This window comes from Kitasatospora sp. NPDC059408 (assembly GCF_042751525.1).
Classification (GTDB): Bacteria; Actinomycetota; Actinomycetes; order Streptomycetales; family Streptomycetaceae; genus Kitasatospora.
In genome coordinates, this window is sequence record NZ_JBHYWI010000036.1 from 12,429 (window position 1) to 29,181 (window position 16,753).

11 protein-coding genes and 1 tRNA gene are annotated in these 16,753 nt (G+C 72.7%); 11 read left to right on the forward strand and 1 reads right to left on the reverse strand.

Going from position 1 to position 16,753, the window contains the following annotated elements; genetic code table 11:
• Window positions 1-29: 29 nt before the first annotated feature.
• The 3 genes from ACFXDE_RS23540 (at window position 30) to ACFXDE_RS23550 (ending at window position 4,842) form a co-directional block, all read left to right on the forward strand.
• Window positions 30-1,790 (forward strand): DUF885 domain-containing protein, encoded by a 1,761-nt coding sequence (locus tag ACFXDE_RS23540; RefSeq protein WP_380440086.1) that lies wholly within the window; start codon window positions 30-32, stop codon window positions 1,788-1,790.
• A 220-nt stretch (window positions 1,791-2,010) separates the two neighbouring features.
• Entirely contained in the window at window positions 2,011-3,576 is a 1,566-nt protein-coding gene (locus ACFXDE_RS23545) for an MFS transporter (RefSeq protein ID WP_380496761.1), read from the forward strand.
• Between the two features lie 243 nt (window positions 3,577-3,819).
• Complete coding sequence (locus tag ACFXDE_RS23550; RefSeq protein ID WP_380496762.1) at window positions 3,820-4,842, forward strand: trypsin-like serine peptidase; 1,023 nt, start codon at window positions 3,820-3,822, stop codon at window positions 4,840-4,842.
• A gap of 118 nt (window positions 4,843-4,960) precedes the next feature.
• Here ACFXDE_RS23550 and ACFXDE_RS23555 read toward each other — a convergent pair.
• A tRNA-Arg gene (locus ACFXDE_RS23555) sits at window positions 4,961-5,032 on the reverse strand.
• A 159-nt stretch (window positions 5,033-5,191) separates the two neighbouring features.
• On the opposite strand from ACFXDE_RS23555, the gene ACFXDE_RS23560 reads away from it, so the two are divergent.
• The 8 genes from ACFXDE_RS23560 to ACFXDE_RS23595 all read left to right on the forward strand — a co-directional run bounded on the left by ACFXDE_RS23560 (window position 5,192) and on the right by ACFXDE_RS23595 (window position 16,706).
• Entirely contained in the window at window positions 5,192-5,620 is a 429-nt protein-coding gene (locus ACFXDE_RS23560; protein ID WP_380496763.1) for a response regulator, read from the forward strand.
• An 84-nt stretch (window positions 5,621-5,704) separates the two neighbouring features.
• Window positions 5,705-7,366 carry an arginine--tRNA ligase gene (gene argS, locus ACFXDE_RS23565; protein ID WP_380496764.1) on the forward strand — a complete coding sequence of 554 codons (1,662 nt, stop codon included), beginning with the start codon at window positions 5,705-5,707 and terminating at the stop codon, window positions 7,364-7,366.
• Window positions 7,367-7,459: 93 nt separating this feature from the next.
• Complete coding sequence (lysA, locus tag ACFXDE_RS23570) at window positions 7,460-8,854, forward strand: diaminopimelate decarboxylase (protein WP_380496765.1); 1,395 nt, start codon at window positions 7,460-7,462, stop codon at window positions 8,852-8,854.
• Window positions 8,855-8,991: 137 nt separating this feature from the next.
• Window positions 8,992-10,284, forward strand: a complete 1,293-nt coding sequence (locus ACFXDE_RS23575; protein WP_380440096.1) for a homoserine dehydrogenase — start codon at window positions 8,992-8,994, stop codon at window positions 10,282-10,284.
• Window positions 10,285-10,294: 10 nt separating this feature from the next.
• Window positions 10,295-11,392, forward strand: a complete 1,098-nt coding sequence (gene thrC, locus ACFXDE_RS23580; protein ID WP_380440098.1) for a threonine synthase — start codon at window positions 10,295-10,297, stop codon at window positions 11,390-11,392.
• A gap of 423 nt (window positions 11,393-11,815) precedes the next feature.
• Window positions 11,816-12,754 (forward strand): homoserine kinase, encoded by a 939-nt coding sequence (gene thrB / locus ACFXDE_RS23585; protein ID WP_380496766.1) that lies wholly within the window; start codon window positions 11,816-11,818, stop codon window positions 12,752-12,754.
• Between the two features lie 600 nt (window positions 12,755-13,354).
• Window positions 13,355-15,454, forward strand: coding sequence for a transcription termination factor Rho (gene rho, locus ACFXDE_RS23590; RefSeq protein ID WP_380496767.1), 2,100 nt, complete (start codon window positions 13,355-13,357; stop codon window positions 15,452-15,454).
• Window positions 15,455-15,617: 163 nt separating this feature from the next.
• Window positions 15,618-16,706, forward strand: coding sequence for an LCP family protein (locus ACFXDE_RS23595; RefSeq protein WP_380440100.1), 1,089 nt, complete (start codon window positions 15,618-15,620; stop codon window positions 16,704-16,706).
• Window positions 16,707-16,753: the final 47 nt, after the last annotated feature.

Genomic DNA, 16,753 nt, shown 5'->3' on the forward strand with positions numbered 1-16,753 from the left:
TTCGGCCCGTGCCGCGAAATGATGTCCGAATGGTTGAAGAACTGATCACCTCCGACGGCCCCACCCCGCGCCGCATCGCCGATGGCTACGTCCGCGACCTCGCCGAGCTCGACCCGCTGACCGCGGTCTACCTGGGGCTGAACCCCGAGGACGACCGGCTCCCCGACCTGTCCCCGGCCGGCGCGGAGGCGGTCGCCGACCTCGCCCGCCGCACCCTGGACCGGCTGGCCGAGGCCGAGCGGGCCGGCGCCGCCGAGGACGAGGCCGAGCGCCGCTGCGCCCGGCTGCTGCGCGAGCGGCTGACCGCCGAACTCGCCGTCCACGACGCGGGGGAGGGCTACCGGGCGGTCCGCAACCTGGGCTCGCCGGTGCACAACACGCGTGACGTCTTCACCCTGATGGCCACCGAGACCGAGGAGCAGTGGGCGGTCGTCGGCCGCCGCCTGGCCCGGGTGCCGGTGGCGCTGGCGCAGTACCGGGAGACGCTGGAGGGCGGCATCGAGCGCGGTCTGCTCTCCGGCCCCCGCCAGGTCGCCACCGTGGTCGGGCAGTTCGGCGAGTGGCTGGCCGATGGCGACGTGCCGGCGGGAGAGGCGCCGCGTAGCGGCTCGGACGAGGGCGGTGGCGGGCGACGGGGGGGCTGGTTCGGGCAGTTCGTCGCGCAGGCGCCGGAGGCCCTGCGCGAGGAGCTGTCGGCGCACGCCGTCGCCGCCGCGGGCGCGCTGGCCGAACTGCGCGACTGGCTGCGCGACGTCTACGGCCCGGCCGCCGCCGGCACCCCGGACACCGCGGGCCGCGAGCGCTACGGCCGCTGGGTCCGCTTCTGGACCGGCTCCGACCTGGACCTCGACGAGGCCTACGCCTGGGCCTGGGGCGAGTTCCACCACCTGCTCGCCCAGATGGAGAGCGAGGCCGAGAAGGTCCGCCCGGGCGCCGGCCCGATGGAGGCGATGAAGTGGCTGGAGACGGACGGCGAGGGCCTCGCTGGCGCCGAGGCCGCCCGTGAGTACCTCCAGGGCCTGATGGACCAGGCGATCCGCGACCTCCAGGGCACCCACTTCGACCTGGCCGAGCCGGTCACCCGGGTCGAGTCGATGATCGCCCCGCCCGGCAGCGCCGCCGCGCCGTACTACACCGCCCCCTCGCTGGACTTCACCCGCCCCGGACGGACCTGGCTGCCGCTGCTCGGCCGCGAGCGCTTCCCGGTGTGGGACCTGGTGTCGACCTGGTACCACGAGGGCGTCCCCGGCCACCACCTGCAGCTCGCGCAGTGGAACTACGTCGCCGACCGGCTCTCCACCTACCAGGTCAGCCTCGGCGGCGTGAGCGCCAACCTGGAGGGCTGGGCGCTGTACGCCGAGCGCCTGATGGACGAGCTCGGCTACCTGACCGACCCGGGCCACCGCCTGGGCTACCTCAACGCGCAGATGATGCGGGCGCTGCGGGTCATCGTCGACATCGGCATGCACGCCGGCTTCGACTTCCCCGCCGAGTCCCCGTACCGGCCGGGCGAGCCGGTGAGCCCGGAGGCCGCCCGCGAGTTCTTCGGCCGCTACTGCGGCCTGTCCGCGGACTTCCTGGACAGCGAGCTGGTCCGCTACCTGGGCATGCCCGGCCAGGCGATCGGCTACAAGCTGGGCGAGCGCGCCTGGCTGCGCGGCCGCGCGGCGGCGAAGGCGGCGCACGAGGCGCGCGGCGAGGAGTTCGACCTCAAGGCCTGGCACATGGCGGCGCTGTCGCAGGGTTCGCTCGGCCTGGACGACCTGGTCGAGGAGCTGTCGGCGCTGTAGCGGCCGGGCCGTCCGGGCCCCGGTCCGCCGGGGCCCGGACGTAGGTCGACGGTCGCAGGACCCCGGTCGTACGGCCTGGTCCTTTCGTCCCGCACCTCTTATTCCATTGGTCCGATATGGGTCGATTTGGTGAGGTTTTTCCTTGCCATTCGTCCGCATGCGCGTTTGGCTGGAAGGCGACTGCGTGACCTCTCCGTAAGCACTCCGGAAGGCTCGACCAGTGTCTGCGCAAACCGCCACCGGTCATGACGCCGCGGACAGCCGCCGCTGGTGGGCATTGGCGGTCATCGCCATCGCCCAGCTCATGATCGTCCTCGACATCACCATCGTGAACATCGCGCTGCCCTCCGCCCAGCGGGACCTCGGGATCTCGGACGCCGACCGGCAGTGGGTGATCACCGCCTACACGCTCGCCTTCGGCGGACTGCTGCTGCTCGGCGGACGGCTGGGCGACCTCTTCGGCCGCAAGCGCGTCTTCACCATCGGCCTGCTGGGCTTCGCGCTCGCCTCCGCCGTCGGCGGCGGCGCGACCGGTCCGGCCATGCTCTTCGGCGCCCGTGCCCTGCAGGGCGCGTTCGGCGCCCTGCTCGCCCCGTCCGCGCTGGGGCTGCTCTCGACCACGTTCACCAACCCGAAGGAACGCAGTACGGCCTTCGGGATCTTCGGCGCGATCGCCGGCAGCGGCGCCGCGATCGGCTTCATCGCCGGCGGCCTGCTGACCGAGTACCTGAACTGGCGCTGGTGCCTGTTCGTCAACACCCCGATCGCCGTCGCCACCGCCTTCGCGGCCTTCTACGTCCTGGACCGCGACCACATCGCCAAGGGGCGGCGGGTCAGGCTGGACCTGCCGGGCGCGGTGCTCGGCTGCACCGGTCTGCTCGCCATCGTCTTCGGCACCTCCGAGGCCGTCACCCGCAGCTGGGGCGACGCACTGGTGATCGGCTCGCTGGTCCTCGGCGCGGCGCTGATCGCGGCGTTCGTCCTGGTCGAGCGGCGCACCGCGCACGCGCTGCTGCCGATGCACATCGTCGCGGACCGCAACCGCGGCGGCGGCGCGCTCTCGGTGGGGCTGGCGATGGTCGGCATGTTCGGCCTGTTCCTGTTCCTGACCTACTACCTGCAGGTCATCAAGCACTTCTCGCCGGTGGTCACGGGCGTCTCCTTCCTGCCGATGACGGGCGCGATCGTGCTGAGCTCGACCGGCATCGCGGCCCGGCTGATGACCCGGGTGCCGTCCCGGCTGCTGATCGGCCCCGGGTTGCTGCTCGCGGCGGCCGGCATGGCCTGGCTGACCCAGATGAAGGTGGACAGTCCGTGGGCCGCCATGGTGCTCCCGGCGGTGCTGCTGCTCGGCTTCGGCATGGGCCTGGTGTTCATGCCGTCGATGAGCCTGGCCACCCTCGGGGTCGCCCCGAACGAGGCCGGCGCCGCTTCGGCCACCATCAACTCGGCCCAGCAGGTGGGTGGTTCGTTCGGTACGGCGCTGCTGAACACGGTCGCGGCCAGTGCCACGGCGACGTACCTGTCCACCCGGCTCGTGCGGACGCCGCTGGTCCAGGCGCAGGGCGCGGTGCACGGCTACGTCATCGCGACCTGGGTGGCGATGGGCGTGCTGCTGCTGGCGGCGGTGATCGCGTTCCTGATGATCGACCACCGCCCGGCCCCCGGCGAGGCCACGGGCGTCCCGGGTGGCGCCGACGCCGCCGGGGCCGTTGCCGTCGTGGACGGGCAGCCCAGTGCCAAGGCGGGTGCGACCGCCCCGGCGGAGCGCCAGCGCGCCACCTGAAGGTTTCCGCAAGGTCTCGCAGTCAACCTCCGGCGCCTCCTCGACCCCTGGCCACCGTCCAGGGACCGGGGAGGCGCCGCCGTGCTGCCCGGAAGCCTTCGGCGGTGCGGCGGGGCCGGAGTCAACTGCCGCCGGGTGACGGCTTTTCTCATGGAGCTTCAAGTCTCGGGTAACAACTTTTCCAGCCGGAGGCGTCATAGTCAGTGACCGGACAACGCCGCCTCCCGGGCAGGAGAGACTCGCATGGGCCAGCACAGCCGCCGCACGACCCCGCGACGCAGATTCCTGGCTCCGACCCTGTTCACCGCGCTCTCGGCGCTCACGGTGGCCGCCGTCGTGACCGGCATGCACTCGCTGAGCCCGTCCGAGGCGACGGCCGCGAGCAGTCCCACCCGCACCTCCCCGGCGGCGACGGCACCCGCGTCGCCCTCCGCCACCGCGGCTCCCACGACCTCCGCGGCCCCCGCGGCCCCTGCGTCGACGTCACCGCTCGCCGAGCCCACGCCGTCGAGCACCCCGACGCCGACCGCCGACACCCCGACGCCCACACCCACGCCCACTCCGACTCCGACGGCCACCGCCACCAAGGCCCCCGGCACCCGCACGGTGAACCTCGGCACCACCGCGGCCGCCCCGGCGACCTCCGAATCGTCCACCGTCGGCGCGCTGTTCAGCGGCTCCGTCGCGGCCGGCAACCACTTCTGCACCGCCAGCGTGGTGCACAGCGCCACCGGCAACCTCCTGCTCACCGCCGCGCACTGCCTCACCAGCACCGACGGCGTGGTGTTCGTGCCGGGCTACCGCAACGGCACGGCCCCGTACGGCACGTGGCAGGTGACCGCGATCCACACCACCACCGACTGGTCCCAGAAGGGCGACGTGGACGAGGACTTCGCGATCCTGGAGACGGCCCCCAGCAACGGCCGCAAGGTCGAGGACGTGGTCGGCGCCAACCGCCTGGGCACCGACGAGTCGTTCGGCGCGACCGTCCGCCTCTACGGCTACCCGGCCGACTCCGAGTCCCCGAGCCTGTGCACCAACGCCAGCGACAAGCAGAGCACCTACCAGCGTGTCATCGACTGCCCGAGCTACCCGGCCGGCACCAGCGGCGGTCCGTGGATCGACACCGCGACCGGGGACGTCGTCGGCGCCATCGGCGGCTACCAGCAGGGCGGGGACACCGACGACGTGTCCTACAGCGCCTACTTCGACCACACGATCGCGACGCTCTACTCCCAGGCCGAGGCCGCCGCCTCCGCCTCCTGAAGCCCGCCGCCCGGCCGCCCACCCCGCGGCCGGGCGGCGTCTCCGCCGGCGTGGTCCGGAAAACGACGAAGGCCCAGATCCGTGGAACAACTCCACTGATCTGGGCTTCGGTTGCAAGTGCCCCCGGTAGGATTCGAACCTACGCACCCGCCTCCGGAGGGCGGTGCTCTATCCCCTGAGCTACGGGGGCCTGCTCTTGCCGTCGGGGCCTGCGCTCCGACGTGGAGAACACTACCAGGCTCCGGCCGTGGTCCGTGCACGGGTTTCGCACCGGGCCGGCCGGGCGCCCGCCGGGCGGAAGTCGGGAAAGGCCGGACGGGGCGGCGGCCCCGCCGATACCCTCGGTGAGGTGTCGGGAGAGTCCGGGCGGGTCCTCGTGGTGGACGACAGCGAGGTGATCCGCCAGCTGATCAGGGTCAACCTCGAACTCGAGGGCTTCGAGGTGGTGACCGCCGCCGACGGTGCCGAGTGCCTGGAGGTGGTCCGCCGGGTGCGGCCGGACGTGGTGACGCTGGACGTGGTGATGCCGCGTCTGGACGGCCTGCGGACGGCGGCCCGGCTGCGCGCGGCGCCCGGCACCAGCGGGCTGCCGATCGCGATCGTGAGCGCCTGCACCCCGGCGGACCTGGATCTGGGGGAGGCGGTGGGGGTGGACGGCTACCTCGGCAAGCCCTTCGACCCGGCGGACCTGGTGGCGCTGGTGCGCCGCCTGATGACCCTGGGCGGGCGGCCCGGCGGGTTTCGCCCTGAGCGAACAGAGCGCACCGATCGAGGCTGACACCGCCGCCGGGGCGCCGCACGGGCGTCTCAACCGGCAAACCGAGTGGCGGGCGGGCACCCCGTCTCGCCTACGCTTGGCGTCGTGACCCCCGCAGAGCTTTCCCAGGCAATCCAGGCCGCAGTGAGCGCCGCCGTCGAGGCGGGCGAGCTGGCCGTCGCCGTGCCCGAGCACGTGACGGTCGAGCGGCCCAAGAACAGGGACCACGGCGACTACGCGACCAACGTGGCCCTCCAGCTCGCCAAGGCGGCCGGCAAGCCGCCGCGAGCCGTCGCCGAGGCGCTGGCCGACCGCCTGCGAGGGATCACCGGCGTCACCAAGGTCGACATCGCCGGTCCGGGCTTCCTGAACATCACCCTGGACACCGCCACCGCCGGTGCGCTCGCCCGCACCGTCGTCGAGGCCGGCGAGGCCTACGGGCGCAACGAGGCCCTCAAGGGCCTGAAGATCAACCTGGAGTTCGTCTCCGCCAACCCGACCGGCCCGATCCACATCGGCGGCGTCCGCTGGGCGGCCGTCGGCGACTCGCTCGCCCGCGTCCTGCGGGCCTCCGGCGCCGACGTCACCACCGAGTACTACCTCAACGACGCCGGCGTGCAGATCACCAAGTTCGCCGCCTCGCTGCAGGCCGCCGCGAACGGCCGCGAGGTGCCCGAGGGCGGGTACGTCGGCGAGTACATCGTCGACATCGCCAAGGCGATCACCGACGCCGTCCCGGGCCTGCTCGACCTGCCCGAGGCCGAGCAGCTGCAGGTCTTCCGCACCGAGGGCCTCAAGCTCATGGTCGCCGAGATCAAGCGCTCGATGGACGAGTTCGGCACCCACTTCGACGTCTGGTTCTCGGAGAAGTCGCTGCACGACTCCGGCGCCGTCGAGAAGGCCATCACCCGGCTGCGCGAGCAGGGCCACGTCTTCGACCAGGACGGCGCGGTCTTCCTGCGCACCACCGACTTCGGCGACGACAAGGACCGCGTCCTGATCAAGGCCGACGGCGACACCACCTACTTCGCCGCCGACGCCGCCTACTACCTGTCCAAGCGCGACCGCGGCACCGACGTCGCGCTCTACATGCTGGGCGCCGACCACCACGGGTACGTCAACCGCCTCAAGGCCATCTCGGCCTGCGCGGGCGACGACATGAACCACAACATCGAGGTGAAGATCGGCCAGTTCGTGAAGATGCTTCGCGACGGCGAAGAGGTCCGCATGTCCAAGCGGGCCGGCAACATCATCACGATCGACGACGTCGTCGAGTGGATCGGCGTGGACGCCGCCCGCTACACGCTGGCGCGCTCCTCGACGGACTCCACGATCACGCTCGACATCAACCTCCTGACGAGCCAGACCAACGAGAACCCGGTCTTCTACGTCCAGTACGCCCACACCCGGATGTGCGGCGTGGCCCGCAAGGCCGCCGAGCTGGGCGTGGACAAGGGCCCGGCCGAGCAGTTCAAACCCGAGCTGCTCGCCACCGAGTGGGAGTCCGACGTGCTCGGCCACCTCGCCGAGTTCCCGCGCGTGCTGGCCACGGCCGGCGAGCTGCGCGAGCCGCACCGGGTCGCCGTGTACCTGGAGAAGCTCGCGAGCAAGTACCACCGCCTGTACGAGAACTGCATGTTCCTGCCCAAGGGCGACGAGGAGCTCAACGACACGCACCGGGCCCGCCTCTGGCTGGTCGAGGCGACGCGTACGGTGCTCGCCAACGGGCTCACGCTCCTGGGCGTGACGGCGCCCGAGCGGATGTAGGAACCACCCCCAAGCGCACAGCGGGGGCGGCTGACGGTCAACGGGGACCGTCGCCGCCCCTCGCCATAGGTCTCGAAGGACTGGGAAAGACACATGAGTCGTTCCGCACACCCCGCAGGCCCCCGGCACGGGGACGTGCTGCCCGAGGGCCACTACCAGGCCCCGCCGGCCGACCTGAACGCGCTCGACCCCAAGGTCTGGTCGCGCACCGTGGCCCGCGACGCCGAGGGCGTGGCCACCGTCGCCGGGATCGACGTCAAGACGCTGGCGGCCGAGTTCGGCACCCCGGCCTACGTCATGGACGAAGAGGACTTCCGCACCCGGGCGCGCGCCTGGCGCGACGCCTTCGGCGCCGACGCGGACGTCTACTACGCCGGCAAGGCGTTCCTCTCCAAGGCGGTCGTGCGCTGGCTGCACGAGGAGGGCCTGAACCTCGACGTGTGCAGCGTCGGCGAGCTGGTCGTGGCGCTGGCCGCCGGGATGCCGGCCGAGCGGATCGCGCTGCACGGCAACAACAAGTCGGTGGACGAGCTGGAGCACGCCGTGAAGGCGGGCGTCGGCCACGTCGTCGTCGACTCCTACGAGGAGATCGAGCGGCTGGCCGCGATCGCCGCCCGGCACGGCGTCCGCCAGCCGGTGCTGATCCGGGTCACCGTCGGCGTCGAGGCGCACACCCACGAGTTCATCGCGACGGCGCACGAGGACCAGAAGTTCGGCCTGTCGCTGACCGGGGGAGCGGCCGCCGAGGCGGTGCGCCGGGTGCTCGGCCACCCGACGAGCCTGGAGCTGCGCGGCATCCACTCGCACATCGGCTCGCAGATCTTCGACATGGCCGGTTTCGAGGTGGCCGCCCGCCGGGTGGTCGGCCTGCTCGGGCAGGTCCGCGACGAGCACGGTGTCCAGTTGCCCGAGATCGACCTGGGCGGCGGCCTCGGCATCGCCTACACCAGCGACGACGACCCCCGCGAGCCGGCCGAGATCGCCGCCGCGCTGGCCGACATCGTCCGCCGCGAGTGCCGGGCGGCCGAGCTGGACGTGCCGCGGCTGAGCGTGGAGCCGGGCCGGGCGATCGTCGGCCCGACCGCGTTCACGCTGTACGAGGTCGGCACCGTCAAGCCGCTGGAGGGCCTGCGCACCTACGTCAGCGTGGACGGCGGCATGTCCGACAACATCCGCACCGCGCTGTACGACGCCGAGTACTCGGTGGCGCTCGTGTCGCGCACCAGCGACGCCGAGCCGATGCTGGTCCGGGTGGTCGGCAAGCACTGCGAGTCCGGCGACATCGTCGTGCGGGACGCCTTCCTGCCGGCCGACCTCGTCCCGGGCGACCTGCTCGCGGTGCCCGCCACCGGCGCGTACTGCCGCTCGATGGCGAGCAACTACAACCACGCCCTGAAGCCCCCCGTGGTGGCCGTCAAGGACGGTGCGGCGCGGGTGATCGTCCGGCGCGAGACGGAGGAGGATCTCCTGCGTCTGGATATCGGATGACGAAATTCTTGTCTCAGATCATGGAACGACCGTAGATCCGTGCGGAAAGTCCCCGAGACTGGTACGGACCGAAGTTCCCGGCGGCCCGAGAAAACCGCCGGAATTACCGAAGCACGATGAATGCAGAGCGGAGTCGGATGATGCGTACGCGCCCGCTGAAGGTGGCGTTGCTGGGCTGTGGTGTGGTGGGCTCCGAGGTGGCGCGCATCATGACGACGACGGCCGACGACCTCGCCGCGCGCATCGGTGCCCCGGTCGAGCTCGCCGGCATCGCGGTCCGCCGGGCCGGCCGGGACCGCCCCGGCGTGCCCGCGCACCTGCTGACCACCGACGCCGAGGCCCTGATCAACCGCGGCGACATCGACGTGGTGATCGAGGTCGTGGGCGGCATCGAGCCGTCCAAACACCACATCCTGTCGGCGTTCAAGCAGGGCGCCTCGGTGGTCAGCGCCAACAAGGCGCTGCTCGCCCAGGACGGTGCCGAGCTGCACGCGGCCGCCGCGGCGGCCGGGGTGGACCTGTACTACGAGGCCGCGGTGGCGGGGGCGATCCCGCTGCTGCGCCCGCTGCGCGAGTCCCTCGCCGGCGACAAGGTGAACCGGGTGCTCGGCATCGTCAACGGCACCACCAACTTCATCCTCGACAAGATGGACACCACCGGCGCCGGCTACTCGGAGGCGCTGGAGGAGGCCACCGCGCTCGGCTACGCCGAGGCGGACCCGACCGCCGACGTCGAGGGCTTCGACGCCGCCGCGAAGGCCGCGATCCTGGCCGGGATCGCCTTCCACACCAAGGTGACCGCGGCGGACGTCTACCGCGAGGGCATCACCGAGGTGACCGCGGCCGACATCGCCTCGGCCAAGGCGATGGGCTGCGTCGTCAAGCTGCTCGCGATCTGCGAGCGGGCCGCCGACGGCGAGTCCGTCACCGCGCGCGTGCACCCGGCGATGATCCCGCTGTCGCACCCGCTGGCCTCCGTCCGCGAGGCGTACAACGCGGTGTTCGTCGAGGCCGAGGCGGCCGGGCGGCTGATGTTCTACGGCCCGGGCGCCGGCGGCTCGCCGACCGCCTCGGCGGTGCTCGGCGACCTGGTCGCGGTGTGCCGCAACAAGCTCAACGAGGCCACCGGCCCCGGTGACTCGGTGTACACGCAGCTGCCGGCCAAGCCGATGGACGAGGTCGTCACCCGCTACCACGTCAGCCTGGACGTGGACGACCGCGCCGGTGTGCTCGCCCAGGTGGCCTCCGTGTTCGCCGAGCACGGCGTCTCCATCGACACCGTGCGCCAGCAGGGCCGTGACGGCGACGCCTCGCTCGTCGTGGTCACCCACCGTGCCACCGACGCCGCCCTGTCGGCGACGGTCGACAAGCTCCGCGCGCTGGACAGCGTGCGGGACGTGGCCAGCATCATGCGGGTCGAAGGGGAGTAAGGAACTAGCCATGAACGCCGTTGCCGAGAACGTCGTCCGAGGCGCGCACACCCACCAGTGGCGCGGCCTGATCGAGGAGTACCGCGACCGCCTGCCGGTCACCGCGGCCACTCCGGTGGTCACCCTGCTCGAAGGCGGCACGCCGCTGGTCCCCGCCCAGGTGCTGTCCGAGCGCACGGGCTGCGAGGTCTACCTGAAGGTCGAGGGCGCCAACCCGACCGGCTCCTTCAAGGACCGCGGGATGACGATGGCCATCTCCAAGGCCAAGGAGGAGGGCGCGCAGGCCGTCATCTGCGCCTCCACCGGCAACACCTCGGCCTCCGCCGCCGCGTACGCGGTGCGGGCCGGGATGGTGTCGGCGGTGCTCGTCCCGCAGGGCAAGATCGCGCTGGGCAAGATGGGCCAGGCGCTGGTGCACGGCGCCAGGATCCTCCAGGTGGACGGGAACTTCGACGACTGCCTGACGCTCGCGCGCGAACTGTCCGAGAAGTACCCGGTGGCGCTGGTGAACTCGGTGAACCCGGTGCGCATCGAGGGCCAGAAGACGGCCGCCTTCGAGATCGTCGACATGCTCGGCGACGCCCCGGACATCCACGTCCTCCCGGTCGGCAACGCGGGCAACATCACCGCGTACTGGAAGGGCTACCGCGAATACGCCACCGACGGCCTGGCCTCCCGCACCCCGCGGATGTGGGGCTTCCAGGCCTCCGGCTCGGCCCCGATCGTGGACGGCGCGCCGGTGCTCAAGCCCCAGACCATCGCCACCGCGATCCGGATCGGCAACCCGGCCTCGTGGGACTTCGCGCTCGCCGCGCGGGACGAGTCGGGCGGCCTCATCGACAAAGTGACGGACCGTCAGATCCTGTCCGCCTACCGGCTGTTGGCCTCGCAGGAGGGCGTCTTCGTGGAGCCCGCCTCGGCCGCCTCGGTGGCCGGTCTGCTGGCCAAGGCGGAGGCCGGCCTGGTCGACCCGGGCCAGCGGATCGTCTGCACCGTGACCGGCAACGGCCTCAAGGACCCGGACTGGGCGGTGGCCGGTGCGCCGCAGCCGCAGATCGTCCCGATCGACCCGGAGGCGGCGGCCCGGCGCCTGGGTCTGCTCGACTGACCGACCGGAACGGGCCCACCGGAACGGGCCCACCGGGCCCATCGGGCAAAAGGCCTGATGCCCCACCGGACCGCGACGGGCCGACCCTTTCGGGGGTCGGCCCGTCAAAGTTCTCGACTGACACTTTTGTGTCAATTCCGCTGCGCATTCCGAACCGATTCCGCCCCGCCCTTTGACCGGGTGGGGTGCGCATTCCGGCCAGAAGCGGCAACACACCAGATCGAAGGCCCACGGGGTGTACCACTGGGGAACCTCTCTTCGATACTCTGGGTCCGGCCGTGTGGCACATGCCCCGGGTCCGTCCCCCTCGCGGGCCGCACCGACGACTGTGACCGCCCGCCCCGGTACGGGGCCCGCGGCCCGCCTCCCCACCCCCGCACCGAGGCGCTCCGCGCCGCCGAATTCCCCAGGAGAGTCCACCGCATGGCCGGTCCCGCGTTCCGTGCCGCCGCCGTCCGGGTCCGGGTCCCCGCGACCAGCGCCAACCTCGGTCCGGGCTTCGACGCCTTCGGACTCGCGCTGGGCCTGTACGACGACGTCGTCGTCCGGGTCGCCGACTCCGGCCTGTCCGTCGACATCGCCGGCGAGGGCGCCGACTCGCTGGCCCGCGACGAGCGCCACCTCGTCGTCCGCTCGATGCGCGCCGCCTTCGACCGCCTCGGCGGCCAGCCGCGCGGCCTCGAAGTGGTCTGCGCCAACCGGATACCGCACGGCCGGGGCCTCGGCTCCTCGTCGGCGGCCATCTGCGCCGGCCTCGTGGCCGCCCGCGCCGTCACCATCGGCGGCCCGTCCGCGCTGGACGACGACGCGCTGCTGGACCTCGCCTCCGAGCTGGAGGGCCACCCCGACAACGTCGCGGCCTGCCTGCGCGGCAACTTCACCGTCGCCTGGACCGACGAGGAGTCGGCCAAGGCGGTCGTCCTGGAGCCGTCCGAGCGGGTCGTGCCGGTCGTCTTCGTGCCCGCCACCGAGGTGCTCACCAAGACCGCCCGCGGCCTGCTGCCCAAGACCGTCCCGCTCGGCGACGCCGCGGTGAACGCGGGCCGCGCCGCGCTGATGGTCGAGGCGCTGACCCGGCGCCCCGAGCTGCTGCTCGCCGCCACCGAGGACCGGCTGCACCAGGACTACCGCGCCTCCGCGATGCCCGAGAGCGCCGGACTGGTGGGCGCCCTGCGCGCGGAGGGCATCCCCGCCGTCATCTCCGGGGCCGGCCCGACCGTCCTCGCGCTCACCGACGAGGCGGGCGCCGAGAAGGTGCTCTCCTTCGCCGGGCACCACGGCCACGGCGGCGACCCGGCGTTCGCCGCGCACCGCCTGGAGCTCGACCGCACCGGCGCCACGGTGCTCCCGCTGGACGCCTGAGCAGCACGTCCGGGCGGTCCGCCCGGGCCCGGCGGCGGCACGCCCGCAGCCGGGCCGTCCGGACACGATTGGCAAGCGCAAGGCTGGGGAATGTGTGAGGGGGTCGGTAGTGTTAACCTCATTGCTGCACCAGGTGCCCTCCGGGGCTCGGTGCGCCGCGTCCCGATCCCAGCACTCCGCTGCCGCGGAGTCCCGGCGATATTCGGGGCGACGATTCTCCGGGAGCCCACCGCAGCGCGTACGCAGCCTGCCTGCGCGACTTGCGGCCGCATCCCGAAGCCGTGACGGCACCTGACTCCCACCCGCGGCCTCCCACCTTGAGGCCAGGACGGGCGGAGCGCGGGCCACCGTCACGCGACGGGGGCCCGGGATTCGCAGGCAGCGTGGGGGTACGCCCTTCGGGGAGGTCGGCACACGGCCGGCCCACCGCGCCACTCGCACCACCGTGCTTCGTGCACCGCACCTCGCAGCTCTCCCTCGACGGGCTTCCGCCATTCGAGGGATCCCCGCCTCGGACCGACGCAGTCGAGCGTTGGTCAGGACAGCACAACCGGTCGCCGAGCCAGACAGGCCGACGTCCGCTCCAGGGAAGGACCCTTAGTGAGCGACACCACCGATCTGATGGGCGCGCGCCCGGACGCCGACGCGTCGGACGCCGCCGCCCCCGCTGCCCCGGCCCGGCGCCGCCGTTCGGCCGCCGCGGGCCTGGACGGGATGGTCCTGGCCGAGCTGCAGAAGCTCGCCGCGGACCTGGGCATCACCGGTACCGGACGCATGCGCAAGAGCCAGCTGATCGAGACCATCAAGGAGAAGAGCGGCGGCGACCCGCTGCTCGCCGCCGGTGGTGGCGCCCCGGCCGCCAAGCGCACCGCCGCCAAGGCGGACGCCGAGGCCCCGGCCGAGAAGCCGGCCCGCCGCACCAAGGCCGCCGCGGCCGCCGCCGCCCCGGCCGACGAGCCGCAGGCCCAGATCGAGATCCCGGTCCAGGCCGCCGCCGAGACCGCCGCGCCCGCCCGCGCCGAGCGCACCCGCCGCCGCGCCACCTCGGCCGCCGGCGCCCCGGTCGCCGAGACCGCCGCCGCCGCCGAGCCGGCCGCCGTCGTCGTGGCCGAGCCGAAGCAGACCGAGGCCCGCCCGGCCGAGACCCGCGCCTTCGAGGGCCGCGAGGAGGGCCGCACCGAGTCCCGCCGCGACCGCCGCGAGCGCCGCGACCGCCGCGACACCGGCGAGCGCACCGACCGCCAGGAGGGCGGCGAGGTCCAGGCCGGCCAGGACGGCGAGAGCCGCGAGTCGCGCCGCGACCGCCGCAACCGCCGTGAGCGCGCCGACCGCCAGGGCCAGCAGGGCGGCGGCCAGCAGCAGGGCGCCCAGGGCGACGGCCAGGCCCGCCAGGGCGGCCAGCAGCAGACCCAGCAGCAGCCGCAGGCGCAGCAGGGCGGCTACGACGACGACGAGTTCGGCGACGGCCGTCGCGGCCGTCGCGGCCGCTACCGCGACCGCCGTGGCCGCGGCAGCCGCCGCGAGGGCTTCGAGACCGGCGCCCCCGAGCCGCAGATCGGCGAGGACGACGTCCTGATCCCGGTCGCGGGCATCCTGGACATCCTCGACAACTACGCGTTCGTGCGCACCTCCGGCTACCTGCCGGGCCAGAACGACGTCTACGTCTCGCTGGCGCAGGTCCGCAAGAACGGCCTGCGCAAGGGCGACGCCATCACCGGCGCCGTGCGCCAGCCGCGCGAGGGCGAGCGCCGCGAGAAGTTCAACGCCATGGTGCGCCTGGACTCCGTCAACGGCATGGACCCGGAGAGCGGCCGCGGCCGTCCCGAGTTCAACAAGCTCACCCCGCTGTACCCGCAGGAGCGGCTGCGCCTGGAGACCGACCCGGGCGTGCTGACCACCCGGATCATCGACCTCGTGTCGCCGATCGGCAAGGGCCAGCGCGGTCTGATCGTCGCGCCGCCGAAGACCGGCAAGACGATGGTGCTGCAGGCGGTCGCCAACGCGATCACCCACAACAACCCCGAGTGCCACCTGATGGTCGTCCTGGTCGACGAGCGTCCGGAAGAGGTCACCGACATGCAGCGGTCGGTGAAGGGCGAGGTCATCTCCTCGACCTTCGACCGCCCGGCGGAGGACCACACCACCGTCGCCGAGCTCGCGATCGAGCGCGCCAAGCGACTGGTGGAGCTCGGCCACGACGTGGTGATCCTGCTGGACTCGATCACCCGCCTCGGCCGCGCCTACAACCTGGCGGCGCCGGCCTCCGGCCGCATCCTGTCCGGTGGTGTCGACTCGACCGCGCTGTACCCGCCGAAGAAGTTCTTCGGTGCCGCGCGCAACATCGAGAACGGCGGCTCGCTGACCATCCTGGCCACCGCGCTGGTCGAGACCGGCTCGCGCATGGACGAGGTGATCTTCGAGGAGTTCAAGGGCACCGGCAACATGGAGCTCAAGCTCGACCGCAAGCTCTCGGACAAGCGCATCTTCCCGGCCGTCGACGTGGACGCCTCCAGCACCCGCAAGGAGGAGATCCTGCTCGGCAGCGAGGAGTTGGCCATCGTCTGGAAGCTGCGCCGGGTGCTGCACGCGCTCGACTCGCAGCAGGCGATCGAGCTCCTGCTGGACAAGATGAAGCAGACCAAGAGCAACGCCGAGTTCCTGATGCAGATCGCCAAGACGACCCCCGGGTCCGGCGACTGACCGCAGTCGCACGGCTCGGCCGTCACGGAACCCCGGATCGCGCGAGCGGTCCGGGGTTCCGGCGTTCCCGGGCCCGGCTCCGGCCCGGGATCCGGGCCGGTTGTTCCAGAGTCGGTACATCTCGACCACATTGGTGACTCTTGTCCGATTTACCCTGGAGCGTATGGCCGAGCACAAGAGCGTCCCGAGCAACCGCCGCAGAGTCCTGCGGGTGGTCGCCTGCGCGTCCGCCGCGATCGCCGTCCTCGGCGCCGGGGCCGCCGCGTGGGCCTACTTCACGCTCGACGGCAACATCAAGAGCGTCGACATCAACGCCCGGCTGGGCGACGCCCGGCCGCCGGCCGCCACCGACGGCTCGTTCAACATCCTCGTGCTGGGCTCCGACTCGCGGGCCGGCGCGAACGGCGGCCTGGCGGGCGGGGACACCGGTGACACCGCGCGCTCCGACACCGCGATGGTCGTGCACGTCAGCCAGGACCACTCGCGCGCCGAGGTCGTCTCGATCCCGCGCGACACCCTCGTCGACCGCCCCGACTGCACCGACGCGAGCGGCAAGCCCGTGCCGGCCCTCAAGCGCGCCATGTACAACAGCGCCTTCGAGGCCGGCGGCGCCGCCTGCGCGGTCAAGACCACCGAGCAGCTGACCGGGCTGCGGATGGACCACTACGTGCAGGTCGACTTCGCCGGGTTCGCCCGGGTCGTGGACGCGATAGGCGGGGCCACCGTGACCACCACGGTGGCCATCCACGACAAGGACAGCGGGCTCGACCTCCCGGCCGGCGAGCACCACCTCGACGGCCGGCAGGCGCTCGCCTTCGTCCGCACCCGGCACGGCGTCGGCGACGGCAGCGACCTCGGCCGGATCGAGCTGCAGAAGCAGATGGTGAAGTCGCTGCTCCGGCAGACCGGCGGGGCGGGCCTGCTCACCGACCCGGTCAAGCTGTGGTCGATCGGCGACACCGTCACGAAGAGCATCACCACCGACTCGGCGCTCGGGTCGGTGAACGCGCTGGTGGGCCTCGCCCAGGAGCTCAAGGGCATCGGCCCGGACCAGCTGAGCATGGTGACCCTGCCGGTGGTCGCCGCCCCCAGCGACCCCAACCGCGTCGTCGAGCAGCAGCCCCAGGCGAACCAGGTCTGGGCGGCGCTCAAGGCCGACCAGCCGATCCCGCAGGCGGTCGTCGCGGCCCAGCCCGAGAACCCCGCCCAGGCGGCTCCGACGGCCTCCCCGGCGGCCGCGGCGCGGCGCTGAGGGCGTCCGGAATAACCCGGGACACGACCCGGTTTGGGAAGATGCGG